Source organism: Pseudarthrobacter sp. Hb11, from assembly GCF_059383655.1.
In genome coordinates, this window is the sequence record NZ_JBWZCM010000004.1 from 103,036 (window position 1) to 127,693 (window position 24,658).

At 66.3% G+C, this 24,658-nt stretch carries 27 protein-coding genes and 1 pseudogene; 11 read left to right on the forward strand and 17 right to left on the reverse strand.

Annotation, left to right across the window (positions count from 1 at the left end):
• Positions 1–108: 108 nt before the first annotated feature.
• Positions 109–543, reverse strand: coding sequence for a DoxX family protein (locus tag AC50X7_RS08920; protein ID WP_494978676.1), 435 nt, complete (start codon positions 541–543; stop codon positions 109–111).
• 109 nt (positions 544–652) lie between these two features.
• Here AC50X7_RS08920 and AC50X7_RS08925 point away from each other — a divergent pair, with 109 nt between their 5' ends.
• The 3 genes from AC50X7_RS08925 (at position 653) to AC50X7_RS08935 (ending at position 3,081) form a co-directional block, all read left to right on the forward strand.
• On the forward strand, positions 653–2,005 hold the full coding sequence (locus AC50X7_RS08925) for an MATE family efflux transporter (RefSeq protein ID WP_494978677.1): 1,353 nt from the start codon (positions 653–655) through the stop codon (positions 2,003–2,005).
• Positions 2,006–2,030: 25 nt separating this feature from the next.
• Positions 2,031–2,621, forward strand: coding sequence for a hypothetical protein (locus tag AC50X7_RS08930; RefSeq protein WP_494978678.1), 591 nt, complete (start codon positions 2,031–2,033; stop codon positions 2,619–2,621).
• 103 nt (positions 2,622–2,724) lie between these two features.
• Positions 2,725–3,081, forward strand: coding sequence for a hypothetical protein (locus AC50X7_RS08935; RefSeq protein ID WP_494978679.1), 357 nt, complete (start codon positions 2,725–2,727; stop codon positions 3,079–3,081).
• Between the two features lie 7 nt (positions 3,082–3,088).
• Here AC50X7_RS08935 and AC50X7_RS08940 read toward each other — a convergent pair whose 3' ends face one another.
• Positions 3,089–3,634: a CGNR zinc finger domain-containing protein gene (locus tag AC50X7_RS08940; RefSeq protein WP_494978680.1), complete on the reverse strand. Its 546-nt coding sequence runs from the start codon at positions 3,632–3,634 to the stop codon at positions 3,089–3,091.
• A 70-nt stretch (positions 3,635–3,704) separates the two neighbouring features.
• Between AC50X7_RS08940 and AC50X7_RS08945 the strand changes: the two genes are divergently transcribed.
• Both AC50X7_RS08945 and AC50X7_RS08950 read left to right on the forward strand, forming a co-directional pair.
• Positions 3,705–4,748 (forward strand): EamA family transporter, encoded by a 1,044-nt coding sequence (locus AC50X7_RS08945; protein ID WP_494978681.1) that lies wholly within the window; start codon positions 3,705–3,707, stop codon positions 4,746–4,748.
• A gap of 141 nt (positions 4,749–4,889) precedes the next feature.
• Entirely contained in the window at positions 4,890–5,162 is a 273-nt protein-coding gene (locus tag AC50X7_RS08950) for a DUF2277 domain-containing protein (RefSeq protein WP_307097600.1), read from the forward strand.
• 8 nt (positions 5,163–5,170) lie between these two features.
• Here AC50X7_RS08950 and AC50X7_RS08955 read toward each other — a convergent pair whose 3' ends face one another.
• From AC50X7_RS08955 to AC50X7_RS08980, 6 genes are all read right to left on the reverse strand, one after another.
• Positions 5,171–7,441 (reverse strand): heavy metal translocating P-type ATPase, encoded by a 2,271-nt coding sequence (locus tag AC50X7_RS08955; protein ID WP_494978682.1) that lies wholly within the window; start codon positions 7,439–7,441, stop codon positions 5,171–5,173.
• 26 nt (positions 7,442–7,467) lie between these two features.
• Positions 7,468–7,707, reverse strand: a complete 240-nt coding sequence (locus AC50X7_RS08960; protein ID WP_494978683.1) for a heavy-metal-associated domain-containing protein — start codon at positions 7,705–7,707, stop codon at positions 7,468–7,470.
• A gap of 69 nt (positions 7,708–7,776) precedes the next feature.
• Entirely contained in the window at positions 7,777–8,118 is a 342-nt protein-coding gene (locus AC50X7_RS08965) for a metal-sensitive transcriptional regulator (protein ID WP_494978684.1), read from the reverse strand.
• A gap of 284 nt (positions 8,119–8,402) precedes the next feature.
• Positions 8,403–8,921: a universal stress protein gene (locus AC50X7_RS08970; RefSeq protein WP_494978685.1), complete on the reverse strand. Its 519-nt coding sequence runs from the start codon at positions 8,919–8,921 to the stop codon at positions 8,403–8,405.
• Between the two features lie 56 nt (positions 8,922–8,977).
• The gene (locus tag AC50X7_RS08975) at positions 8,978–9,721 is read right to left on the reverse strand and encodes a class F sortase (RefSeq protein WP_494978686.1); all 744 of its coding nucleotides are present in this window, start codon (positions 9,719–9,721) and stop codon (positions 8,978–8,980) included.
• A gap of 110 nt (positions 9,722–9,831) precedes the next feature.
• The gene (locus tag AC50X7_RS08980; RefSeq protein WP_494978687.1) at positions 9,832–10,599 is read right to left on the reverse strand and encodes a hypothetical protein; all 768 of its coding nucleotides are present in this window, start codon (positions 10,597–10,599) and stop codon (positions 9,832–9,834) included.
• A gap of 285 nt (positions 10,600–10,884) precedes the next feature.
• Here AC50X7_RS08980 and AC50X7_RS08985 point away from each other — a divergent pair, with 285 nt between their 5' ends.
• The 3 genes from AC50X7_RS08985 (at position 10,885) to AC50X7_RS08995 (ending at position 12,535) form a co-directional block, all read left to right on the forward strand.
• Positions 10,885–11,085 (forward strand): hypothetical protein, encoded by a 201-nt coding sequence (locus AC50X7_RS08985; RefSeq protein ID WP_494978688.1) that lies wholly within the window; start codon positions 10,885–10,887, stop codon positions 11,083–11,085.
• Positions 11,086–11,148: 63 nt separating this feature from the next.
• The gene (locus AC50X7_RS08990) at positions 11,149–12,255 is read left to right on the forward strand and encodes a WD40/YVTN/BNR-like repeat-containing protein (RefSeq protein WP_494978689.1); all 1,107 of its coding nucleotides are present in this window, start codon (positions 11,149–11,151) and stop codon (positions 12,253–12,255) included.
• Positions 12,215–12,535 carry a MoaD/ThiS family protein gene (locus tag AC50X7_RS08995; RefSeq protein WP_373461630.1) on the forward strand — a complete coding sequence of 107 codons (321 nt, stop codon included), beginning with the start codon at positions 12,215–12,217 and terminating at the stop codon, positions 12,533–12,535. Before AC50X7_RS08990 ends, AC50X7_RS08995 begins: the two co-directional genes overlap by 41 nt.
• A 108-nt stretch (positions 12,536–12,643) precedes the next feature.
• Here AC50X7_RS08995 and AC50X7_RS09000 read toward each other — a convergent pair whose 3' ends face one another.
• Positions 12,644–12,880: a hypothetical protein gene (locus AC50X7_RS09000; RefSeq protein ID WP_494978690.1), complete on the reverse strand. Its 237-nt coding sequence runs from the start codon at positions 12,878–12,880 to the stop codon at positions 12,644–12,646.
• A 164-nt stretch (positions 12,881–13,044) separates the two neighbouring features.
• Here AC50X7_RS09000 and AC50X7_RS09005 point away from each other — a divergent pair, with 164 nt between their 5' ends.
• Positions 13,045–13,440, forward strand: a complete 396-nt coding sequence (locus tag AC50X7_RS09005) for a hypothetical protein (RefSeq protein WP_307097617.1) — start codon at positions 13,045–13,047, stop codon at positions 13,438–13,440.
• Positions 13,441–13,521: 81 nt separating this feature from the next.
• Here AC50X7_RS09005 and AC50X7_RS09010 read toward each other — a convergent pair whose 3' ends face one another.
• Complete coding sequence (locus AC50X7_RS09010; RefSeq protein WP_494978691.1) at positions 13,522–15,216, reverse strand: alpha-amylase family protein; 1,695 nt, start codon at positions 15,214–15,216, stop codon at positions 13,522–13,524.
• Complete coding sequence (locus AC50X7_RS09015) at positions 15,213–16,235, reverse strand: TIGR03885 family FMN-dependent LLM class oxidoreductase (RefSeq protein WP_494978692.1); 1,023 nt, start codon at positions 16,233–16,235, stop codon at positions 15,213–15,215. The genes AC50X7_RS09010 and AC50X7_RS09015 overlap by 4 nt, the downstream gene beginning before the upstream one ends.
• 171 nt (positions 16,236–16,406) lie before the next feature.
• Between AC50X7_RS09015 and AC50X7_RS09020 the strand changes: the two genes are divergently transcribed.
• Positions 16,407–17,330, forward strand: a complete 924-nt coding sequence (locus AC50X7_RS09020; RefSeq protein ID WP_494978693.1) for an AEC family transporter — start codon at positions 16,407–16,409, stop codon at positions 17,328–17,330.
• Positions 17,331–17,393: 63 nt separating this feature from the next.
• The gene (locus AC50X7_RS09025; protein WP_494978694.1) at positions 17,394–18,470 is read left to right on the forward strand and encodes an ATP-dependent DNA ligase; all 1,077 of its coding nucleotides are present in this window, start codon (positions 17,394–17,396) and stop codon (positions 18,468–18,470) included.
• Here AC50X7_RS09025 and AC50X7_RS09030 read toward each other — a convergent pair.
• From AC50X7_RS09030 to AC50X7_RS09055, 6 genes and pseudogenes are all read right to left on the reverse strand, one after another.
• Positions 18,427–18,903: pseudogene (locus AC50X7_RS09030) on the reverse strand (HNH endonuclease signature motif containing protein); the annotation flags it as partial. The gene AC50X7_RS09025 and the pseudogene AC50X7_RS09030 sit on opposite strands and share 44 nt — an antisense overlap.
• Positions 18,904–19,012: 109 nt before the next feature.
• Positions 19,013–19,420 carry a DM13 domain-containing protein gene (locus AC50X7_RS09035; protein WP_494978695.1) on the reverse strand — a complete coding sequence of 136 codons (408 nt, stop codon included), beginning with the start codon at positions 19,418–19,420 and terminating at the stop codon, positions 19,013–19,015.
• Positions 19,421–19,580: 160 nt separating this feature from the next.
• Positions 19,581–21,191, reverse strand: a complete 1,611-nt coding sequence (locus AC50X7_RS09040; protein ID WP_494978696.1) for an ATP-binding cassette domain-containing protein — start codon at positions 21,189–21,191, stop codon at positions 19,581–19,583.
• The gene (locus tag AC50X7_RS09045) at positions 21,188–22,006 is read right to left on the reverse strand and encodes an ABC transporter permease (protein ID WP_494978697.1); all 819 of its coding nucleotides are present in this window, start codon (positions 22,004–22,006) and stop codon (positions 21,188–21,190) included. Before AC50X7_RS09045 ends, AC50X7_RS09040 begins: the two co-directional genes overlap by 4 nt.
• Positions 22,007–22,010: 4 nt before the next feature.
• Entirely contained in the window at positions 22,011–22,952 is a 942-nt protein-coding gene (locus AC50X7_RS09050; RefSeq protein WP_494978698.1) for an ABC transporter permease, read from the reverse strand.
• Between the two features lie 24 nt (positions 22,953–22,976).
• Positions 22,977–24,503 carry an ABC transporter substrate-binding protein gene (locus AC50X7_RS09055; protein ID WP_494978806.1) on the reverse strand — a complete coding sequence of 509 codons (1,527 nt, stop codon included), beginning with the start codon at positions 24,501–24,503 and terminating at the stop codon, positions 22,977–22,979.
• Positions 24,504–24,658 lie beyond the last annotated feature (155 nt).

A 24,658-nucleotide genomic window follows, 5' to 3' on the forward strand; every position in this document is an offset into this window, starting at 1 on the left:
ACACAATGCACCGGCGCCGCAGTCTTGCGCTCCAACGCGCGACGGCGGATGCGCACCTGAGTGCCCATCCGCCGTCGCGCGCTTCCCGGCTGAGGCCGGCTATAAGGATCAGGCCAGGAGGGCCAGTTTCGAGTTGCTGCGGCCAAAGAGCGCGCGGTCCGCCGAGAGGCGGCCGGCGCCGGTCAGCGCCAAGGCGAAGGCTGCGGCCGCGAGGAGCAGCACCAGTTCGTAGCCGCCGTTCGCGGCGAACACGCCGGCGGACGCGTGGACCAGGAACAGGGCGCCCAGCATGTCCAGTGCCAGGAGCGCCGCGACAACGCGGGTGAGGATGCCGAGGATCAGGGCGATTCCGCCGGCCAGTTCCAGAATGGCCACGGCCGGCGCGGCAATCTCAGCTGCCGGGACGCCCATCTTGGCGAACGACGCCTGCGTGCCGGCGATGGTCCACTCGTTGAACTTCTGCCAGCCGTGGGCGGCGAAGAGGAAGCCCAGGATGATGCGAAGGGCGGTAATGGCGGTGGTGGTAAGTCGTGACTGGTTCATGGGACTTAAGTCTTCCGCGCCAATGGTTGAAGTGTCAACTATTGGCGTCATAATGTGGGCTTTGTCATGCACCCGCGGCCATCCGCACGAGGCGCATTAAGCTGGCTGGATGCCCCCATTACCTGCCCATTCACCGGTTGCGCCGCCGAAGGGGCATGCCCGCGAAATCCTCCGGCTGGCTGTCCCCGCTTTCGGTGCGCTCGTGGCCGAACCGCTGTTTTTGCTGGCGGACTCGGCCATCGTGGGTCACCTTGGCGTCGCCCAGCTGGCTGGGGTGGGATTGGCGTCGGCGGTGCTGCATACAGCCGTCGGCCTGATGGTCTTCCTCGCCTATTCCACTACCCCGGCCGTGGCCCGCGCCATCGGTGACGGCCAGCTGGGCAAGGCCCTCGCTGCCGGGCGCGACGGCGTCTGGCTGGCACTGCTGCTCGGCACAGTTCTGGCCGTGGCCGGCTTCCTGGCCGCCGACCCGCTGATCGGCCTTCTGGGAGCGGAAGGCGAGGTGCGCACTTTCGCCGTCGACTACCTTCGCTGGTCCATGCCGGGGCTGGTGGCCATGCTGCTCATCTTTGCCGGCACCGGCCTTCTCCGCGGCCTGCAGGACACCCGGACGCCGCTCGTGGTGGCCACCGCCGGGTTTGGCCTCAACATCGTCCTGAACCTGTGGCTCGTCTACGGTCTGGGCTGGTCGGTTACCGGTTCCGCCGTGGGTACGAGCCTGGCCCAATGGGCCATGGCCGCCGTCTACCTGGTGATGGTGCAGCGGAATGCCCGGCGCAACGGCGTCAGCCTCCTGCCGAGCTGGCGCGGCATCAGGAGCATGACGCGGGTGGGGTCCTGGCTGATGCTGCGGACCCTCAGCCTCCGGGTGGCCATCCTGGCAACGGTTGTTGTGGTCACCGCGCAGGGGCCCGTTAACCTCGCTGCCCATCAACTGGCCATGACCATCTTCTCGTTCCTGGCCTTCGCTTTGGACGCCCTCGCCATCGCCGCGCAGGCGCTGATCGGCAAGGAGCTTGGTGCCTCGAACCCTGCAAGGGCACGGCTTCTGACCGGGACCATGACCCGCTGGGGACTCGGCTTCGGAGCGGTTACCGGGGCGCTGCTCGCCGTTGCCGCGCCCTGGGCCGGCTCACTTTTCACCTCCGATCCCGAAGTGCACTCGGCCCTGGCCGTGGCGCTGTGGATCCTTGCCGCCGGCCAGCCCATCGCCGGTTATGTTTTTGTCTTGGACGGGGTGTTGATTGGCGCCGGGGATGCAAAGTACCTCGCGCTCGCAGGTGTGGTTAACCTCGCGGTGTACGCGCCGCTGCTGCTCGCCGTGGCCCTGACGGGTGCAGGCGGCGCGGCGGGCCTTAGCTGGCTGTGGGCAGCCTTCGCCCTCGGTTACATGGCGGCCCGCGCCGTCACCCTGGGTGCCCGCGCCCGGTCTGACCGCTGGATGGTGCTCGGTTCGCCGTAGGCCGGGCCCCCACTAAACTGGACCGGTGACTCAACCGAAAACTCCCGCCGGCGCTGCTTCCGGAACGGCTCCCACGGCCGAGCTGTGGAAGCCTGTGCTGCTCCGTTCTGTGGCGGCGCTGGTTTTCGGGGCCGTGACCATTTTCTGGGCGGCGCCCTCCGTAGAGGTTATGGGCTGGTCCGGCGGGCTTTACCTGCTGGCAACAGGCCTGCTCCTGATGTGGGGCATTCCGGCGGCGGGCTTCCAGCGGGACAGCGCGGTTGGCAAGATGCTTTCCGCCGCCGGTTCCGTGCTGGCCGGTGCCGGGTTCGCTCTGGTAGTGCTGCACGGGGACCTGCTGTTCGGTGTGACTGCCTCCCTCGGCCTGGGCGTAGCGGGGGCCCTCGAGCTGACCTGCGGGCTGAGATCCCGGGGCCGGCATGTGCTGGCCCGGGACTGGATCGCGTCGGGGCTCATTGCCCTTGGCACCGCCGTCATCCTGCCCTTTTTTATCAGCCTCGGCGCGCATGCGCTGCTGGGTGTTGCCGGCGGCGGGGCCATCATCTCCGGCGTGCTCTGGGCCCTTGCCGGTCTGACCATCCGGCACGATGCCCGCAGTGAAGCGGGGAACCCGTAAACTAGGAGGGTGTCCGGTTCTACTTCTCGTAGAAAATAGCCGGGCGGACTACCGAAAGACATTGACCCAGGCGGCCCCGCACCGCCTGCAGGGAGGAATCACCGTGGCAGACCAGCAACCAGGACATCCGCGCAAGATGCGGACCTCGGTGAGGGGCCCGCTGATGTTTTCCGCGTTTTGGGCCGTAGTTGCCTTCGTCGCCGTCGTGATTTTCGCCTCCGGCGGCAGCGCACGGGCCCCCCGCTTCGATCTGGCCTTCACCGCTGCCGGCATTGCGTTCATTGTCACCCTGGTGATTGCCGCGATGCTCTCAATGAGCCACAAGGACAACGCTGATTACCTGGGCAAGGGATCCGGCGTGAACCTCAGCTCAGCACCCAAGCAATCCCACGGGTTTGGATCTCCACGCCCACAGGACCCGGGTGCCCCTGACGAGCCAGACACTCCGGGCTCCCGCTAGTCTTCTGCTAGCCGGTTGCCGCCTGGCGTGCCCGGTAGGCTGCCACGTGCGCACGGTTGGCGCAGTTCCCCGTATCGCAGTACCGCTTCGACCGGTTCCTGCTGAGGTCCAGCACTGCAGCGTCGCAGTCCTCCGACTCACAGATACGCAGCCGGTCCATCTCCTTGCCGCGGATCACGTCCGCCAAAGCCATGGCCGCTTCCGTGCTCATCCGGTCCACCAGCGGGGCCTCGTGGGTGGTGGCGTGCAGGTGCCAGTCCCAGTGATCGTGCTTCACCAATTGAGGCAGGGCCCGGGCCTCCCGCAGCAGGCGGTTCACCGTCTCCACGGCAGCGTCTTCGTCCGCGGTCCACACCGCCGAGAGCTGTTGGCGCAGTTGGCGCACGCTGGCCAGTTCGTCCTCATCCCGGGTCCGCGAACCGGTAAATCCTTCAGCTGCCAGGAAGCTGTCCAAATCCGCTGCCGATCCAAGCCCTTCGCTTCCATTGGCTGCTGAATTGACCAGGTGAACCACTGTCCGCAAAGCCACCTCAGTGTCAGGGGCAAAAACCATTTTGACTCCTTACGGCGCTTCCCGTACTGTCATGACCATCACCCCACTTTACTCCTGACAGGAGGCAGCGATGTCTGCCGCGAGCAAACGCACCCCCAACTTGAGGGTGCCCGCAGGTAAGCGCAGCTTCCTGGCCTCCGGCCTCGGCATCGCGCTGTTCTCGTCCGCAGTGTTTGGCCTCTCCGGATCCTTCGCCAAGGCCTTGCTGGAAACGGGGTGGTCTCCCGGGGCTGCCGTCACTGCCCGGCTCACCGGCGCTGCCCTGATTCTCGCCGTCCCCGCGGTTCCCGCCCTGCGCGGCCGCTGGCACCAGCTCCGGGACAACTGGCTGACCATTCTGCTTTTCGGACTGATCGGCGTCGCCGCCTGCCAGCTGTTCTACTTCAACGCCGTGGCCAGGCTTTCGGTGGGCGTGGCGCTCCTGCTCGAGTACCTGGCACCGGTGATCATCGTGCTGTGGCTGTGGGCGGCCAGCCGGAAGCGGCCGCGGGTGCTGACCTTCGCCGGAACGCTGCTTTCCCTCGCCGGCCTGGTCCTGGTCCTTGACCTCACGGGTGCGGTCAGGATTGACCTGGTAGGTGTTTTTTGGGGCATGGCCGCAGCAGTCTGCCTCGCCGTCTATTTCTTCATCACCGCGAAGGAGAACGACTCCCTTCCACCCATCGTCCTGGCCTCCGGCGGACTTCTGGTGGGCGCTGCCATCATGTGGCTGGCGGCGGCAACCGGCCTGCTGCCCATGGCCTTCAGCACGGCCGACACCAAGCTGGGCCCGTGGGTCACTCCCTGGTGGGTTTCGCTGGCCGGCCTGGTCATCCTGGCCACGGTGCTGGCCTACGTCTCCGGCATTATGGCCGCCCGTGCCCTCGGCTCCAAGGTGGCGTCCTTCGTGTCGCTGACCGAGGTCCTGTTCGCCGTGGTGTGGGCCTGGCTGCTGCTGGGCGAACTCCCCGCCGCCATCCAGCTCCTCGGCGGCGTGCTGATCGTGGGAGGCGTCATCCTCGTCCGGCTCGACGAGCTGCGGCGCCCGGCAGTCCTGCCCGCCGGAGGGGCCATGGAGGCACCCAGGGCGGCGTCCCCGCTGGAACACGCGAACGACGTCGAACCTGTCCCGTAGGTGCGGAGGCCGCCGGCTTCCTTGCGTGGTTCCGCCACCTTGGTGAGCATGGTGGTGCGCGTTCCGGAGCATTCATTGCGGGGCCCCTAAACCCGTAGCGGAGGGGTCGATCCCAGGCGGTTCAGAGCCTAGCATGGCTGTATGTGCCGGAATATCCGAACCCTTCACAACTTCGAACCCCACGCCACGTCCGAGGAAGTGCACGCCGCAGCGCTGCAGTACGTGCGCAAGGTCAGCGGAAGCACCAAGCCTTCCAAGGCCAACGAGGAAGCCTTTGAGGAAGCGGTCCACGAGATCGCCCACATCACCCAACACCTTCTGGATGCGCTGGTGACGCAGGCGCCACCCAAGGACCGGGACGCCGAGGCCGCCAAGGCGCGGGCGCGGGCAGCCCTGAGGTATGGGGCTGCCTGAAGCCAGCCTTAGCCCTGCTTCCCGAAACTCCGCAGGCGGAGTGAGTTGGCCACCACCAGGACGGAACTGGCTGCCATCGCGGCGCCGGCGATCATTGGGTTGAGCAGTCCCAGGGCCGCCACCGGGATGCCCACCGCGTTATAGAAGAACGCCCAAAACAGGTTGGTTTTGATGGTGGCCAAAGTCCTGCGGGACAGCTCGATGGCCTGGACCACCTGCGAGAGGTCGTTTCCCATCACAGTGAGGTCGGCCGCCTCGATGGCCACATCAGTGCCGGATCCCATGGCGATACCGAGGTCAGCCTGGGCCAGCGCTGCGGCATCATTGACGCCGTCTCCTGCCATGGCCACGGTCGCGCCCCGGGACTGCAATGTGCGCACCACCTCCACCTTGCCTTCGGGCAGGACCCCCGCGTAGACGTCTGCGGAATCAATGCCGACGGCGGCGGCCACCTGGGCGGCGACGGCGGCGTTGTCCCCGGTCAAGAGGATGGGCCGCAAACCCAAGGACTTCATCCGGCCGACGGCGGCTGCCGAGCCGTCCTTGATGGTGTCCCGCAGGTTGATGATGCCGGCAGCCGTACCATCCACGGCAACCCAGATGGCTGTGGCGCCTGCTGCTTCCGCCGCTGCCAGCAGCTTCAGCTGCCCGGGAGCCATGGTGATGCCGTTTTCCTCAAGCCAGCCGCTGCGTCCTGCAGTGATCTGCCTGCCCTCGACGGTTCCGGCGACTCCGCCGCCCGGAGCGGAACGGAAGGCCTGCACCGATGGCAAGCGCCCGCCGTCGGACGCTGATTGAGTGGCTGTCCCCGCCTGCTGGGCCAATGCCGCGGCGGCGATGGCACGGGCGATAGGGTGCTCGGAAGCCGCTTCCACCGCGCCGGCCAGCCTCAACACCTCACGCTCCTCAAACCCCTCGAAGGCAAGGGTGGTGTCCACGGCGAGCAGTCCTGTGGTGACGGTCCCGGTTTTGTCCAGCAGGATGGTGTCCACCGTGCGGGTGTCCTCCAGGACCTGCGGGCCCTTGATGAGGATTCCCAGTTGGGCGCCCCGGCCGGTGCCCGTGAGCAGGCCGACGGGAGTCGCCAGCCCCAGCGCACACGGGCAGGCAATCACCAGGACGGCGACGGCGGCAATGAAGGCCGATCGCAGCCCTGCTTCTTCCAAGCCCGCGAAGAGCAGCCAAAGCACAAACGTGAGAGCGGCGATCGCCAGGACTACGGGAACGAACACGGCGCTGATGCGGTCTGCGAGACGGGCGATGGGAGCCTTGCCCGTCTGGGCCTGGGACACCAGCCGTGCCATCTGCGCGAGGGTGGTCTCGGAGCCCACACGGGTGGCCCGGACCAGCAGGCGGCCGGATGTGTTGATGGTTGCGCCGGTGACCCGGCTGTCCGGGCCCACCTCCACGGGTACCGATTCTCCGGTGACCAGGGAGGCGTCCACTGCCGAGGTCCCCTCTATCACCACGCCATCAGTGGCGATCTTCTCGCCCGGCCGGATCACCAGAATGTCGCCCACCTGGAGCCGCTCGGCGGGGACCCGGTGTTCCGTTCCGTCGTTGAGAAGGGTGGCGTCTTTGGCGCCGAGGCTGAGGAGGGCGTGCAGGGCGTCGCCGGCCTTTTGCTTGGCGTTGGCTTCAAGGTAGCGGCCCAGGAGCAGGAAAGTGGTGACGACGGCCGCAACCTCAAAATAGAGGCCGCCCTGCTCCATCCCCTCCATGCCGGGGTGCTGGGTCAGCAGGGGATCTGCAAACAGCTGCCAGGCCGAGAACAGGTACGCTGCGACAACGCCGATGGACACCAAGGTGTCCATGGTGGAGGCGAAGTGGCGGGCATTGATGGCGGCGGCACGGTGGAACGGCCACGCTGCCCACGTCACCACAGGCAGTGCCAACCCGGCCGCAGCCCAGCCCCACTGCGGGAACTGGAACGCGGGGACCATGGAGATCAGAAACACCGGCACCGTGAGGGCAGCAGCCAGGATCAGGCGGGGGCGGAGCCGGCCGGGTGAGTGCTCGGTCTCCGCTGCCGGAGTGGGTTGGCGGACGGTTGCTTTATAACCGGCGGCACTGACCGTATTCAGCAACTGTTCGTCCGTGATGGCGGCCGGGACTGTTACGTGGGCGGATTCCAGGGGCAGGTTGACCAGGGCCTGGACGCCTTGGAGCTTTCCGAGCTTCTTTTCCACCCGGTTGACGCAGGAGGCGCAGGTCATGCCCTCGATGTCGAGTTCCACCACCCGGGTTTTGGGTTGGTGGAGAAGTTCGTGGCTGCTCATGCGGCTCCTCGAGTCAGTGTTCGTGTTTACGCTTCGTTGGCGACGACCAGGTAGCCCGCCTCTGCAACGGCCTCGCCGATCTCGGACGGTGACAGTTGGTTGCTGGAGGTAATGGTGACTGTGGAGATACCGCCGGCGTTCAGTTCGACGTCCACTGCCTCTACGCCTGCGAGGGCCTCAAGTTCTTCGCTGACGGCCGAGACGCAGTGCCCGCAGGTCATTCCGGAGACGCTGACAGTGGTGGTGGTAGGGGAAATGGTGCTCATGTGCTGCTCCTTGTTGGGTGGGACGGCGTTGTTTAGGAAAGTTAGGGATGCGTCGACGGCAGGCAGTTGTTACCGGAGGAGCCGGCCGATGGCGTCGGCGGCTTCCTTGACTTTGGCATCGATGGCTTCTGCGCGAAGTTCAGGGTCAGGTTCGGAGGCGGCACCCACCACGCAGTGGCCAATGTGCTCCTCGACGAGTCCCAGGCTGACGGCGTGCAGTGCCTTGGTGACTGCGGAGACCTGGGTGAGGATATCGATGCAGTACTTGTCCTCATCCACCATGCGTGCGATTCCCCGCACCTGGCCTTCGATGCGCTTGAGCCGGCGGAGGTAGGCATCCTTGTTCCCGGTGTACCCGTGCTCCGGCTGGTCGATGGCGGTTTCCGTGACAGCTTCATCCGTTGCGCTCATGCCATCACCCTATACCCCTTGGGGGTATAGGTGCAAGTACCCCCTGGGGGTATCTGCAATCGCCGCATGCGGAGAATTTTGAGCACAAAAAAGCTCCGGAGTGCGTTATTGGGGGATACGCACTCCGGAGCAGCTCTTGGGCAAGGCCAGCCTCCACATCGCTGGGATTGGCCTGCTCACATCAGCTTACGGGCTGGTAGCCCGGTCCGCCAGCACCCGGAATAACTACTTTCGCTTTACTTTCTTCCCCGTGATTTCTGCGCAAACGGGAGGGCTTTGGAAGGTCAGGATCGGTCCTCGTGGGCTGCCATCCGGTAGGGGACGATGAGGACAGGCCTGCTCTGGTGATGCGTGAGCCAGGCACCCACCGACCCGCTGAGTGCTTCCGCAAGGCGATGCGAGAAGCCCCGCTCGGAAGTTCCCACAATGATCATCGGCGCGTTGGATTCCGCTGCGAGCTGGGCCAGGGCGCGGGCCGGATCCCCTGTGAGCGTTTGCAGGGTCCATTCCGCCGCCGCGGTTCCGGGCGGCACCTGGGCCACCGCGGCCTCTATCGCAACCTTAAGCTCCAACGTCACGCCGCCGATGTTCCCCGCGTCGGCGTCCGGGTGCAGGGAGAGTCTGTGGGCGGACCTCGCCGGGTCCCATTCCACAAGGTAGCTGGCTTCATCCACGTACGCACAGAGCAAGCGGGTCCCCAGCCGTGCGGCGAGGTTGGCGGCGGTTTGCAGGACCTCTGGATGCTGGTTGGGGGCCACGCCTACCAGCAGGGGTGAGGTACCGCGGATGTGTTCTGACGACATAGCTTATTCTCAGCCCGCCCGCACCCTCTTGAACAGCGCCGGTCCGCCAAGGAGGGTCAGGATCTGGCAGGCGAAGCCGTCACCACCACGTTTTTGCCCCAGGGATCTTCGGTATAGCAGCTGATCAGGACCAGCCGGTTGGGCACTATGTCCCAGATGGGGCTGTCTTTCAGGCCGGACTTCAGGTACGTGGTTACGCTGTCCACCCGGTACGGAATGGTGCCAGCGGCGGTGTCCACCTCGAACAGGTCGCCCACGGTGGCGGCTGAGCTCAGATGGTTGAAAGGTGCGTCTGCGCCTTCCCAGCTGTGGCCGATGACATAAGTGGTGTTGACGGAGCCGTTTCCCGGGGTGCCGAACGGGGTCAGCCAGTAACCGTCCTTAGTGGCCGGGGGCACGATCGTTTGGCTGCTCCGTGCGCTGGAGTCCAGGTCAAGCGCATGCACCGGAACGTCGAACGCGGCGGCCGCGTAGCGGATGCGCACCGGAGCCGATGCTGCCGGCAGGACAGGAGGCGGCGCCTGCCGAACAGTGGAATCGGCGGGAGCTGGCGTTACTCCTGCCGGTATCCCCGCGCCGGCCGTGGGCTCGGGTTCCACGGAGCTGTCGGCGGCGGGATGCGAGGTAGCGGCTGTCCCGCCAACACCGGGGGACAATCCAGCCGGTTGGAACAAGGGGGCGCCGAAAGTGATGGATAAAAAGGCCAGGATGCCGCACAGGATAATGACCAGGTCGCCACGGTTCCAGCGCCTCCACCGGCGTGCCTTCGCGGCTGCGTGCCTGCTGCGTTCCTTGGACATGCTGTTCCTTACCTGTTGCAACGGCGAATCGGGAAAGGAAGGAAGGCGTCCCGCCGGGCACTGGCGGGACGCCTTCCTTGTCGTGGCCACAAACTGCGGCTTAGCCTTTGTCAGCCGTCCAAGGGCAGCATGCGGGACTTGCGGCGGAATGCCACTGCCCCTCCCGCTGCGAGCAGTGCACCCACTCCGGCCAGCCAGGACGGTGCGCCGTCAGACCCGCCGACGGCAGTCTGGGCGTTGTACCCCTGGTTGGTTCCGGGGCTTGCGTTGGCAGTGGCTCCGGCAACGGGGGCCGCTGCTGCGGCGTGAGGCGCGTTGGCTTGCACCGGGACGGTCGACGGCGGAACAACCGTGGGCGGGTTGACTGCAGGTGCACCCGCGGGCGGGTTCTCGACGACGGGCTGGTTTGCGACGGGAGGAACTACAGGCGCGTGCACTACCGGCGGGTTGCCGACGGGTGGGTTGATGACGGGTGGGTTGACGACCGGTGGGTTGACGACGGGCGGGTTGACGACGGGTGGGTTCACAACAACCGGCGGCGCTACGGGTGGTACGACGACGGGCGGAACAACAGGCGGGACGTCAACGTCGGCAACTACGCATCCGTTGGCATGGATGGCCCTCCCCACCGCATCCCAGTTCTGTCCGTAGTCCATTCCAACGTTGGGCGGGATAATGTCTGCGCCGTGCTCGTCATGGCCGTTCAGCGACGGGACGGCAACGGTGATGGCGCTGAAGTGCCCGGAGTTGGAGCCCGAACCGGCGTGGCAGACGACAACCTTGTCGTCGTCGTCACCCCCGCGGTCCGCCACGGCTGGAGCGGCGACGGCAAGTGCCGCCAGGCCCAGCACCCCCAAGGTTGTTATGGCTAGTTTCATACTGATTCTCCCCAGTTTTTGGCGTGGAATTGACCATGAGGAGGAGGACCAGCGAATGCACCGATTGCCCCAGCAGCACGGTCAGCTTGCTTGAGTTTTCAGGCTAGGTTGGGCCGCTGTTGCCAGTCGCGAGTAGGGACTACTCGTCTTTGGCGTGCTCCTGGCAGCCTGGTTACTTGCCGGTACCCGAAAAAATCGGATGCGCCACTTGGTGCCGCCCCAATACCTTGTAGCCCGTCCTGCCCGCGCCTACCGTTGAATCAACCGATGAAAGGGCGTGAGGGCATGGAAATTTTCATGTGGTGGCTGGACTTGGACCTTGCAAGCAAGGAATGGCTGCGGGAAAACCTTCGCGCCGAGGAACTTCCGCTCCCAGTGCTGCAAGGCATCGCGGACGCAGGTGGCCCCCACCCGGATAGCCCGGCGGCAGCCCTGACGGCAGCGGACTGGGACTTCATTGAAACCCAGTCGGAGTTCGTTGACTAACACCCGCCAGGACGGCCCGGATGGCAAAGAAAACCGTTGCGGGCCGCCCGGGGCGGTGGTTGCATGGGGGGCATGACAACCGCAGAGAGTTTTGTCTTAGCGATCGGGACCAAAAAAGGCCTGTGGCTGGCCACCAGCCAGGACAGGCGCCAATGGTCCTTCACCGGCCCGCACTTCCTGATGGCTGAAATCCCCAGCATCGGCATCGACACCCGGGAAGGCCGCACCCGGATCATGGTCGGGGTCCGGAACGAGCATTGGGGACCTACCGTTGCCCATTCCGATGACCTTGGCACCACCTGGACGGAGCCCGAGCAGGGCGCCATAAAATTCCCCGAGGATACCGGCGCCGCACTGGAGCGGATCTGGCAGATCTATCCGGATGCCGAGTCCCGTCCGGGTGTGGTTTGGGCAGGAGCCGAGCCCATCTCGGTCTGGAAGTCCACCGACGGCGGCGAACACTTCGAACTTAACCGTGGCCTGTGGGACCACCCCCACCGGAGCGAATGGGGCGCCGGCTACGGCGGCGCCGCTGCCCACTCCATCGTGGTCCACCCCGCCCGGGAAACCGTGCATGTGGCTATGAGCACCGGAGGCGTGTACCGCTCGCTCGACGGCGGCACCTCCTGGGAAGCCCGCAACCGTGGAATTTCCGCCTACTTCATGCCGGACCCCAACCCCGAGTTCGGCCAGTGCGTACACAAAATTGCCGCGGACGCCGCCGTCGACGGCCGCCTGTACGCCCAAAACCACCACGGCGTCTACCGCACGGATGACAACGCCGAGAGCTGGAACTCCATCGCCGAAGGCCTGCCGGCCGACTTCGGATTCGTGATGCTGACCCATCCCCGCCGGGAAGGTACCGCCTGGGTTGTCCCGCTCAAGGCCGACGGCGAGCGGATCCCGCCCAACGGCGAGCTGGCAGTCCATCGCACGGACGACGCCGGCGGCACTTGGAAGAGGCTCAGCAACGGGCTGCCAACAGGGGAGTACAACAGCGTGCTGCGCGACGCCGCCTCCGTGGATACAGCGGAACCCGCCGGTGTCTACTTTGGCACCCGCGGCGGCACCGTTTACGCCAGCGCGGACGAGGGGGAGACGTTCGCCGAGGTGGTGGCCCATCTGCCGGATGTGCTGTGCGTCCGGGCAGCAGTGGTGGCCGGTGCCTGAGATCAGCGTTGTTCTTCCCGGCGTCCTGCAACCCTTCGCCGGCGGGCAGTCCGTACTGACTGCGCCCGCCGACGGGCCGGTGTCGGTGGTGAAACTGCTGGACTCTGTGACTGCCGGCTATCCTGTGTTGGCCAGGCGGCTTCGCGACGAAACAGGCGCGTTGCGCCGATTCGTGAACATCTATGTGGGCGGTGACGAGGTGCGGCGCCTGCAGGGCCTGGAAACGGAGGTGGCGCCCGGCCAGGAGGTGCTGGTCATCCAGTCAGTGGCCGGAGGCTGAAACGCGGTTCTGCAGGGCCATGCTTCGGGGGCGGCGGGCAGTCCTTACTGACTACACCCGCCGCTGCGAAACTGAGGGCCCTGGGAAGCGCAACTGCGCGCGAACATGTCAGGCGATTCGCCATACGCTGCATTCGTCGGTATTGATTGCTTTGCGGAGGCCGGTGATTCCGTCCAGGATCCACACCACGCCGATGCCTGGCGCTGTTTCCTGGACGCTGCCGCGCCGGACCACTACGTCATCGTAGGAAGGGCCTACCGAGAGGCGGGCTTCAATTTCATCGCCGCGGCGGAGCTGGTCCAGGGCGCGGACTCTGGTTACATGGGCTGCTGCTTCCTTCAACATGGGGGGCCTCCTGGCTGGAGCTGGTGCCGGCTCTTGCCTGCACTACTCAGTGTGGACGGCCAATGTTGCGCGCTGGTTTCGTGAGGGTTAGGCGCTGGTTAGTTCTTGAAGCCGGTACTGTTTCCCGGCGGCGGGCCAGGACAGCCCGGCCCTAAGGTGGTGCCATGGAGATCTTCGAAGGGATCCGGGCCGCCTTGCTGGGTGCGGCGGCCATAGCGCCGCTGGCCACGTTTGGCGTGGTTCTGGTGGCCTACCTGACGTACCGGCAACGCTCGCGGGCAGACCGGCGGGACCAGTGGTGGAAGCGTGCGCAATGGGCCATTGACTCCGCGCTGAACGACGCCGACCCGCAGCGCCGCCTGGCCGGCCTGAAGGTGCTGGTCCAGCTCATCGGCAGCGACCTTGCCACGAAGGAGGACGCGGACCTGATGAGTGCCCTTGCGGTGGGCATCCGCGACCAGGAGCAGGAAGGCCGGCGCACAGTAACGGCGTCCCTGCCGGTGAGGGAGCGCATCCTGGCCGAAGCTGAACGCCTGTTGGCGGCGTCCTCCGCCCGCTGACCGCCGTCGTGACCGGGACTTGGGCTTCCTAACTGCTGCCGCGCCGCCCCGCCGGATTCACGCGCGCCAATCTCCGCACGCTCAGGGCGCCAGCCGGTCACCTTTCCCGTGCACCCGGTACCACCGGTAACCGTAACGTCCCAGCTCCACCGTGAAGCCGCCGTCGGGCTCCAAAGGCACGTTGTCGCCGTCGAACAGGTCCAGCAGGATGGCGCCCTTGAACGCCTGCGCCGGCCCGTCCTCCGGGCCGGCTTTGCCGGCCACCTTCACCGGTTCCTCGCCGAGGTTGTGCAGGAGGACCACAGTGCCGCCGTCGGAGCTGCAGGTGTGCGCGAAGACGGCGGGTTCGGGCTGGTCGATGACGGCGAAATCGCCCCAGCCCAGCTCCGGCGATTCCCGGTACCGCAGGATCAGGGTGGTCATGAAGTTGAACAGCGAATCAGGGTCGCGCTTCGCGGCGGCGGCGTTGACCCGGTCCGGCCCATAGTCCCCGCGCACCAGCGGCGCCACCAGGTCTGAGGCCCTGGCACTGGAGAAGCCGGCGTTCTTTTCGTCGCTCCACTGCATGGGGGTGCGCACCGCGGCGCGGCTCTTCTGCTTGAGGTCCTCGCCCATGCCGATTTCCTCGCCGTAGAACAGCACCGGGGTGCCGGGGAGGCAGAACATCAGCGAGTACACCATCCGCAGGCGTTCCGGGTCCCCGCCCAGCATCGGCGGAAGCCGGCGGCGCAGGCCGCGCCCGTAAATCTGCATGTTCTTCTCTGGGCCGAAGGCGGCGAAAACCTCCCCGCGCTCGCCGTCGCTGAGCTTGTCCAAGGTGAGTTCGTCATGGTTGCGCACGAACATTGCCCACTGGTTGTCCGGATGGAGCGCCGGGCGGCTCTTGAGCGTCTCGGCCAGCGGCCTCGCGTCCTGCCGCGCCAGCGACAAGTAGAGGTGCTGCATGGTCATGAAGTCGAACTGCATGTTCAGTTCGTTGCCCTCCGGCCCGCCGAAGTACTCCAGCTGCTCCTTGTACGGCAAATTTACCTCGCCCAGCAGCACCGCGCTTCCATTCCGGCGGCTGACGAAACTCCGCAGCGCCGTCAGGTAGCCGTGCGGATCCAGGTTTGCGGCCTCGTCCTTGGGCTGGCCCCGGGTCTCCAAAAAGAAAGGCACCGCGTCCAGCCGGAAACCGTCCAGGCCGAGTTCCAGCCACAGGCCCATCGCCTTTGCGATTTCGTTCCGCACGGCCGGGTTAACGACGTTCAGGTCCGGCTGGTGCCTCGCGAACATATGCAGGTACCACTCCCCGGTGGCGTCATCCTGGGTCCACAGCGACGATTCTTCGCCGGGGAACACCACCTCCGAGGACGTGTCCGGGGGAGTGTCGCTCCGCCACACGTAGAAGTCCCGGCACGGGTTGTCCGTGGATTTCCGGGCCTCCACGAACCACGGGTGCTGGTCCGAGGTGTGGTTGACCACGAAGTCCGCGATCACCCGCATTCCCCGGTCCTTGGCGGCGCGAATGAATTCCACCAGGTCCCCCATAGTGCCCAGCCGGGGATCCACGGTGAAGAAATCGGTGACGTCGTAGCCGTCGTCCCGGTCGGGGGAGGGGTAGAACGGCATGAGCCAGATGCAGGTCACCCCGAGCGCTGCCAGGTAGTCCACGCGCTGGGTGAGGCCGGCGAAATCACCGGTGCCGTCGCCGTCGTCGTCAAAGAAGGTCTCAACATCCAGGCAGTAGATGACCGCGTTCTTCCACCACAGGTCCGAGGTCTCGGCGATTCTCACGCGCCGGTCCCGCGATCAGCTGCCGCACCAGTCGCGGCGGCAGACGTGGCCAAAGCGGGGGAAGGGCGCAGTTGCGGCAGGACTTCACCCGCGAACGTATCAATGAAGCGTTCCTGCTCCTGGCCCACAAAGTGCAGGTAGAGCTCGTCGAAACCCAGGTCCGCGTAACCGGCCAGCCACTCAACATGCCGGTCAAGGCTGGCCGAGATGTTCACCGTTTTGCGTACCTGGTCCTCGCCCACGTGGTTCCCTACGCCGTCGAAGTGCCCGGCAGTGGGGAGGTCCCACGGGATGGGCGGATCAAAGGTGTTGGTGCGCCACTGGTCCAGCGCGACGGCGGTGGCCTCATCTTCGCCGGGAGCCCAGGAGAGGTGTACCTGCAGGATGGCCTTTCCCCTGCCCCCGTTGCTGCGGTAGGCGGCAAGCATCTCCTTGAGCTTGCCCGGAGGCTGGTTCACGGTGACCAGGCCGTCAGCCCATGCCGCAGCGCGACGGGCTGTCTCCACACTGATGGCAGGGGCAATGAGCTGCGGCGGAGTGTCCGGGACCTCCCAAATCCGAGCCTGTTCCACGGTGACGAGGCCATGATGGGTGACCTCCTCGCCCCGGTGCAAGCGCCGGATGACCTCCACGCTCTCCTCCAGCCGCCGCTGGCGGGTTTCCTTAGGCGGCCACGCGTCCCCGGTGATGTGTTCATTCATGTTTTCGCCACTCCCCGTGGCCATCCAGAAGCGGCCCGGGAACATGCTGGCGAGGGTGGCCGAGGCATGGGCGATGATGGCCGGGTGGTACCGCTGCCCCGGCGCTGTTACCACTCCGAAGCGCAGCTTTGTTGTGGCCAGCGCAGCCCCCAGCCACGACCAGGCGAACCCGGAGTGACCCTGCCGGGCGGACCACGGCTCAATGTGGTCCGAGCACATGGCCGCGTCGAAGCCCGCACGTTCCGCGTGCTGGACGTCTTTGAGCAGTTGGCCGGGACTGATCTGTTCGTGGGAGGCGTGGAAGCCGACAGTAACCATCGTTAACCTCTACCGTCCGTCGTGGTGCTGTGTCGAGGATTTTCTAACCTTCCTCGCCGGGGCTGGGCCCGCGTGCCGTAGCCACGCCACTTGTCAGATAAGTTTGTAACTTGTGATACTGCGCGTCCAGGATCTCCTGCGCAGGCGGCGGACTGGAAGGAAGTACCACTCGTGGGCGGTGTGCTGATCGGGCTGGCGGTGATCGGCGTCGTCATTGCAGTGGGGTACATAGCCGCACGGTGCGGGCTGGGTGGGGAGCCCACGGTCTCGGCACTGACCCGTACTGCCTTTTTCATCACCAACCCCGTCCTGCTGTTCACGGTGGTGCTGGAATCGGACATCACCACGGTCTTTTCCGCTTACGTGCCGCTTGCGCTGATAACGGCGGCGGCCACTGCCCTGCTCTACATCCTTTCCAGCAGGCTGTGGTTCCGCCGGCCGCTGGCTGAAACCACTATCGGCGCGATGGCCAGTTCCTACGTGAACGCCAACAACATCGGCATCCCCATTACGCTGTATGCCCTGGGAGATGCCACCCCGGTGGCGCCAGTCCTGCTGGTCCAGCTGCTTCTGTTTGCCCCGCTGGTCCTTACCGTGCTGGACCTCTCCGAGGCCGGCCGGTTTTCACCGCGGCTGCTGCTCACCCAGCCGTTCCGGAACCCCATGATCATCGCCTCCCTGCTGGGCGTGGTCCTGGCCGCGTTCAACGTGGAACTTCCCGATCCGGTGATGGCGCCCCTCACCCTGCTGGGCGGCGCGGCAGTCCCGGTGGTGCTGCTCGCCTTCGGCATGTCCCTGCGCGGCACCCGCATGCTGCAAAGCGGCGGGCACACGGCGGAAATCCTGACTGCCACCGCGCTGAAGTCCGCGGTGATGCCCGCGGTGGCGTTCGTCGTCGGCCGCTTCCTGTTCAACCTGGACCAGCACATGCTCCTGGGCGTGGTGCTGATGGCGGCGTTGCCGCCCGCCCAGAATGTGTTCCTGTTTGCCAGCAAATACGGCAAGGGAGTCGCGGTGGCGCGGGAAAGCATCCTCATTTCGACGGCGGCGGCCGCCCCTGTACTTGTCCTGATTGTCTGGCTTCTGGCTGGGTAAGCCCGGCCGGCTGCCAGGGCGCCGGGGTTCCGCGAGCGGCCGCCTCCGGGCAAGAATGGGCACATGGAACTTCCCGTGATGCCGCCCGTCCCGCCCATGCTCGCCAAGGCCGTCAGCGGCGTCCCGGATGGGGACCTCAGTTATGAGCCGAAATGGGACGGCTTCCGGTCCATCATTTTCCGTGACGGCGACGACCTGGAGATCGGCAGCCGCAACGAAAAACCCATGACCCGCTACTTCCCCGAGCTCGTTGAGGCGCTGAAGGAAAACCTGCCGCCGCGCTGTGTGATTGACGGTGAGATCATACTGGTGGGTGCCTCAGGGGACCGCTTGGATTTCGACGCCCTTCAGCAGCGCATCCACCCCGCGGCCAGCCGGGTCAAACTGCTCGCTTCCCAGACACCGGCCAGTTTCGTGGCGTTCGACCTGCTGGCCCTGGGTGATGATGACTACACGGACCGGCCCTTCACCGAGCGGCGGGCGGCGCTTGAGAAGGCGCTCGCGGCCAGCAAAGCCCCGGTTCATCTCACCGCCGCCACCACGGACAAGGACACGGCCGAACAGTGGTTCCGGCAGTTTGAGGGGGCAGGCCTGGACGGGGTTGTCGCCAAGCAGCTGGACGGCCGGTACCAGCCGGACAAGCGGGTGATGTTCAAAACCAAGCACGAACGCACCGCTGACTGTGTGGTGGCCGGTTACCGCGTTCACAAGAGCGGACCGGACGCCATCGGCTCGCTGCTGCTGGGCCTGTACACGGACGACGGCGCCCTGGCCAGCGTGGGCGTGATCGGCGCCTTCCCCATGAAGCGGCGACAGGAGCTGTACGAACAGCTGCAGCCGCTGGTCACTGGTTTCGACGGCCACCCGTGGGCGTGGGGCAAGCAGGAGGAAGGGGAACGGACCCCGCGCAAAGCCGAAGGCAGCCGCTGGAGCGCCGGGAAGGACCTCTCCTTCGTGCCGCTGCGCCCGGAGCTGGTGGTGGAGGTCCGGTACGACCACATGGAAGGTGACCGGTTCCGGCACACCGCCCAGTTCAACCGCTGGCGGCCGGACCGGGACCCGGAATCGTGCACCTACGCGCAGCTGGAGGAACCGGTCAACTTTGACCTGGCGTCGGTGCTGGAGACGGGGCGGCCGTAGCGGGGTTCCGGTTGCAGTTGGTCCGGCCATGGGGTGGTTCCCAGTAATGGTGTTCGCTTTTGTAGTGCCGGCCGCTCGGTGAGATCCAGCGCGGTGGTTCGTTCATTGTGGCCGGGGTGGGTTTCCAGCCGCTGGTGTGCCGGAGTTTGTGGTGTTTGCGGCACGGCTGGCCGAGGTTGCTCATGCCGGTGGTGCCGCCCTTGTGCCAGGCGAGGATTTGGTCTGCTTCGTTGTCGAGGGAGTTGTTGCTGCAGCCGGGGAAGGGGCATTTGCCGTCCCGCAAACTGAGCCAGTTCCGCATCGCCTTGCTGACCCGGTAACTGGTGCGGCCAATCTCCAACGGTGCCCCGTCCCGCGGGTCCACCAGCACCCGGTAGAACGAGCCGGTCCCGTTGGCCACAAGCTTCCGTGCCATGGATGCCGGGATAGGTCCGCTTTCCATACTGAAAGCATCGCAGGGGGTCTGACAAAACGGTTCCCACACCTGCAGACAGCGCCGGAGTTCCCCTGACTTGCGGCTATAACAAATCGGTAGGGCTTGCTTAGCTGTCCGGAGTTGGCGGCAAGGCCACTAAGTTCGCGGTGCCAAACGCGGTCCGGTCCGCAATGTCGTAAATCACCACGCTCCGGACTGGTTCCGGCAGGGTGGACCACATCCTGCTATCCATGTCCACCCGCTGGTCGGCCGTGTGATCGAGCGGACCTACATCAATGAGGGTGGTCGAGGTCAATCCCAGCCCTCCACTCGCATCAGGGCTTAACGTTCCGGGGCTGAGCATGAGGCGGAGGTCCCCGCCCTGCTCAGTTGCAAAGTCTTTGAGCTGCAGCACTGCGCCTGCATCCGTGACCCGGAGAGTGGCAGAACCGGTGGTAACCGCAGCCTGGGACTGGAACTTTCCCCCGAGAGTCATCGGCGCCGTGGACGGGGCGGGAGCGGAAGGCGCAGTCACACCGGTGGGCGCATTTGGTCCCTCCGGGGCCTGGCCGGAGTAGGTGCAGCCGCTAACCCCTGCCATAAGTAAGACCAGGACCAACGCACGACGAAGCAGTTTCATGACTTTCCCCCAATAAGTGCTCGCCTACGCACCCTACCGGACTCCGGACAACCACCTACGGCTTGGCAACATCCAGGACGCTCCACATCCCATCCGCCCGGCACGGGATCGAGGCCTCCACGAGCGCCTGGCTGTGCTGGTGCTGCGGCGCCGCGAAGAAGTCTTTGGTTTCCGCCACTTCAACTACGCGGCCCTCGAGCAGCACGGCAACCCGGTCGCACATGTACCGCACTACGTCCATGTCATGCGAGATGACGATCAGGGACAGGTTGTGCTCCCGCTGCAGTCGCAGCAGCAAATTGAGGATGGTGCGCTGCGTGAGGGCGTCCAGTGCCGAGGTGGCTTCATCACAGATCAGGACCTGCGGTTCCAGCAGCAAGGCACGCGCGATCGTGGCGCGCTGGAGCTGGCCACCCGAGCACTGCCCCGGCCGCTTGTCCAGCAGCGCGACATCCAGCTCCACCTCTGCCATGGCGGCGGTGATCCGCTCGTCCCGCTGTTCCGGCGAAAGGTCATGGTGTGCCCGCAGCGGGGCCTGCAGGCTGGTGCGGAGTGTCATCCTCGGGTCAAAAGCGCCGTGCGGTTCCTGGAACACCAGCTGCACGGCGGTAGCCTCACGTGACCCGGCAGGGTCCAGCTGCCGCGTGATGGTCCCCGTGCTGGCCGTTTCCAGGCCCACGATGGCCTTCGCCAAGGTGCTCTTGCCGGACCCCGACTGGCCCAGCACGCCCAGGATTTCCCCGCGCCGGAGAGTCAGCGAGACGTCCTGCAGCGCGGCATGGCCCAGCTTCCGCCTCGACCCGAAGTGCTTCCCCACGCCCTTCAGTACCAGGATCTCGCGTTCCCTGGACGGCGGACGACGCCGGGACTCCGGCGCCAGGCGGGCGGCGGCCAGCAGTTCGCGGGTGTAGGCAGACTTGGGTCGGGTAAGGAGCGCACCGGCGGGTCCGGCCTCCACAATGCTGCCGGAGTTCATCACTAGGACCCGGTCCGCGAAGGCGGCAACGGAGGCGATGTTGTGCGTGATGTAGAGAATACCCAGGCCGCGTTCCCGGCGTTCACGGTCCAGCAGCTGCAGGATCTGGCGTTCCAGCACCTTGTCCAGCGCCGACGTCGGCTCATCCGCCAGCAGCATGCGGGGCTGTCCGGCCAGTGCCAGGGCGGTCATCGCCCGCTGGGCCATGCCGCCGGAAAGCTGGTGCGGGTACGCCCGGATCCCCTTCACCGGATCGGTGAAGCCCACCTCCTCAAGCAGCTCCAGCGCCTTGCTGCGGGCCTTCCCGCCCCGCAGGCCCCCGTGCAGGCGCAGCGGCTCCCTAAGGTGCTGCTCAACGGTCCGGTTCGGGTTGAACATCCGCTTGGGCTGCTGGAAAAGCATCCCCAGCCGGCCGCCGCGCACCGAGTTGAGCTCCTGTTCGGACGCGCGGGTCAGGTCGAGGTCCCCGAGCTGGATGGAACCGCCGGTGATGTCCAGGCTGGGCGGCAGCAGCTGCAGGCAGGACATCGCGGTCAGCGTCTTGCCCGAACCGGAACTGCCCACAAGCGCAACAAACTCACCCGGATCAACGGACAGGGAGACTCCGGAGAGGATGCGCTTGCCGGAGTTCCCGCCGTCGGAAGCTCTATGGCTCACCGCCAGGTCATCCAGGACCAGCCGCGCGCTCATGAGCCTGCTGCCTGCGGCATCAGCAGCGGCGCCGCAGCCATGTGGGCGGCCCGCTGACCGATCAGGGTCACGCACAGGGCCACGGTGAAGATGACCAGGCCCGGGGCGAGGATTCCCAGCGGGGCACGGTCCGCGAACGGTTGCGCCGCCGCCAGCATGGAACCCCAGTCCGATTGCGGCGGCTGAACGCCCAGGCCCAGGTAGGACAGGGCGCCCACGCTGATGAGGAGGTGCCCAAACCGGAGCGTCGCCTGGCCCAGAATCGGGGCTGCGAGGTGTGGCAGGACATGCCGGAAGACAATGAACGACGGCGGGCAGCCCACCACGCGCGCGGCGTCAACGAAGCCGCGGGCCGAGACGTCGTACGCCAGGGTGCGGGCAAGCCGGGCAAAGGGCGTCCACCCGGTGACCACAAGCGCGAGCAGCAGCGGCCCGAAGCCCGTGCCCAGCGCCGCCACAATGAACAGCGCCACCACCATTTCCGGCAGGGCAAGCAGGACGTCATTGGTGCGGGTCAGGAACTCATCCACCCAGCCGCGCCGCCTTGCACTGAGGATGCCGATGGCGACTCCCAGCAGGCACGTCAGCAGCGTGGCCAGTGCGGCCACGGACATGGAGAATCGGCCGCCCTCAAGGATTCGGCTGAGGGTGTCCCGGCCCAGGTTGTCCGTTCCCAGCCAGTGCCCGGACGAGGGCGGAGCCAGGCGCTCCGCCAAATTCTGCTCCGCCGGCGGGTAGGGCGAGATCCACGGGGCCAGCAGCACCGCCAGCACAATCAGGGCAAGCACCGCCGCGGCCAGGGTGCTGGCGTTCAACCATCTACGCAAGGGAGGCTCCCACCGTGCGGCTGAGGAACCGGTGCACGAAGTCCGCCAGGGTGGTCACACCGACGGCGAGGGCCACCACTACCACCACGCCCCCTTGGGCGAGCGGGATGTCGCTGTTGACCACGGCGTCGAAAAGCAGCCGGCCCATGCCGGGCACCGCGAAAATGACTTCCACGATCACCGATCCGCCCAGCAGCCCCGCGAACCACACGGCGAACAATGTGGAAAGCGGCACCAGGCCGTTCGGCACCACGTGACGGAGGATGGCCTGGCCCTGGCTCAGGCCGCGCGCCCGGGCGGCCGGCACGTGCTCCGCGGCGGCTGCGTCAATGATGCCCGCCCGGACGGCCGAGGTGAAGAAACTGATGGGGCGCAGGGCCAGGGTCAGGGCTGGCAGGACGGCGGACGAGAGGTCGTTCCAGCCCGCCGTGGGCAGGACGGACAGCTTCAGGGCGAAGACCAGCACCAGCACGGGAGCTACCCAGTACTCCGGCATGGCGATCAAGGCCTGCGTGACGGCGGTGATGGCCTTGTCCGGGGCGCTTCCCGGCCGCAGTCCGGCAATGATCCCCAGCGGCAGCGATACCGCCGCGGCGAGGACCAGTGCCATGGTGACCAGGCTGAGCGTGACGGAGAGCGCCGGAAGCACCTGCTCGGCCACGGGCGTGCGGCTGACGAAGGACAGCCCCATGTCGCCACTGAAGAAGTCCCCCAGCCAACGGAAGTACTGGACGGCTAGGGGGTCGTTCAGGCCGAGGCTTTCGCTGAGGCCCTGCACCGCGGACTCGTCGACGGCGTCCCCCGCCACCCGTGACCGGATGATTTTCCGCACCGGATCACCTGGCGTGAAGTACGGGATCAGGAAGACCGCGAAAGAGGACACCACAACGGCGGCCACCAGGGTGGCCGTCCGTTTGGTGATGAACTGCAGCATTCGCGGGAGCTTCGGGGAACGTGACTAGGACGCGGCCTTGGCCGTCTTCGCCGTCAGGACGTAGCGGGACAGCGGGTCCTGGACGTAGGAGAGGACGTTGGTGCGGATCGCGTCGGTTGCCTGTTCGTTGACCAGCCAGGCGTTGACTGCCTTGTCCTGGAGGATCTGGCCTGCCTCCGCGTACAGCTTGTAGCGCTCGTTCGTGTCCACGGTTGTCGCGGCTTCGGCGATGATCCGGTCGTACTCCGGGTCGCAGAAGTGGCTCAGGTTGTAGGTGCCTTTGCAGGTGTAGTCCGCGGTGAGGAACCCGATGGGGTCGGCGATGTCGATCAGCCGGTTCCGCTGGCTGAGCAGCATGTCGTAGTTCCCGGCCAGGACGTCCGGCTCCGCCGAGGCGTATTCCTTGGACTCGATAGTGACCGGGATGCCGATGTTCTTCAGGTTTTCCTGGACGACGGCGGCAACGTCGGCGAATTCGGCGCGCTCCACGATGGCGATGATCTCCAGGGGGCGGTCGGCGGTGTAGCCGGCCTCGGCGAGCAGCTTGCGGGCTTCCTCAACGTTCTGCTGCTGCTTGTCCTGCTTTTCGCCGGCCCATGGCTCGGAGGGTGCGAACGGGCCGGTGGCGGGCAGGGCGGCACCCTCGTAGACACTGGCAGCGAGGGCGTCCAGGTCCAGCGCGTCGCGGATTGCCTTGCGGACCTCCACTTTGTCCAGCGGTGCGCGGCCGTTGTTCATGTACATGGTGGCAGTGCGGGGGGAATCGGCACCCAGCACGGAGACGCCGTCGTCCGCCTTCAGCGCGGCAAGGCTCGCGACCGGGATGGACAGAGAGATGTCCGCCTCGCCGGTCTGCACCTGTGCGGCGCGGGTGGCGCCGTTGGTGATGAAGCGGACTTCGGCGCCGGCGAGCTGCACGTCGCCGCCCCAGTAGTTCTCGTTGCGGTCCAAAGTGAGGGACTGTTTAGCCTTCTCGGAGACGGGAGTGAAAGGACCGGTGCAGTGGCCGAACGGGTCCAGGCCTTCGGCCTTGTAGGCGGCGGGCGCCAGGATTCCGGTGTTCACGCTGGCCAGCCGGTACGGCACCAGCGGGTTCTCGGCCGGCGTGCTGACGCGGACGGTCTGCGCGTCCACCGCGGTGACGCTGCTGATCATGGTGCGGTTGAAGGCGCGGGCGGGAACCTTTGCGTCCAGCACGTGGTTGAGCGCTGACACCACTGACTCTGCGGTGAGATCCGTGCCGTCCTGGAACTTGACGCCCTGGCGGATGCTGAAATCCCAGTCCAGGGGTGAGGTCTGCTTCCACTCGGTGGCCAGCGAGGGGAGGACCTTGCTCTCCGCCTGGTTGAAGGTGGTCAGCGTCTCCAGGCAGCCGGACAGGGACAGGATGTAGGCGGCGTCGGACTCGACAGCCCAGTTCGCGACCGGTGCCCGGAAGTTGTCGACGACGATCCGCTGGCTGGTGTCCGCAGCTGCGGCGGGCTGCGAGGCCTGGGTCTGGGTGCCGCTGAAACCGCAGCCGCTCAGGGTCAGGGCAGCCGCCGCGGCCATCAGGACGCGGGGACGGAGGTAGGAACGCACAGAAAACCGCCTTGCAGGGCTGCCGTGGGAAGGGCAGAAATAAAAAAGGGGACGACTTAGGGTAGCCTTCCCTTCCGGCAAAGCGTGAATTGATGACGTGGCTGCTCAGTAGCTGCCTCGGGCAG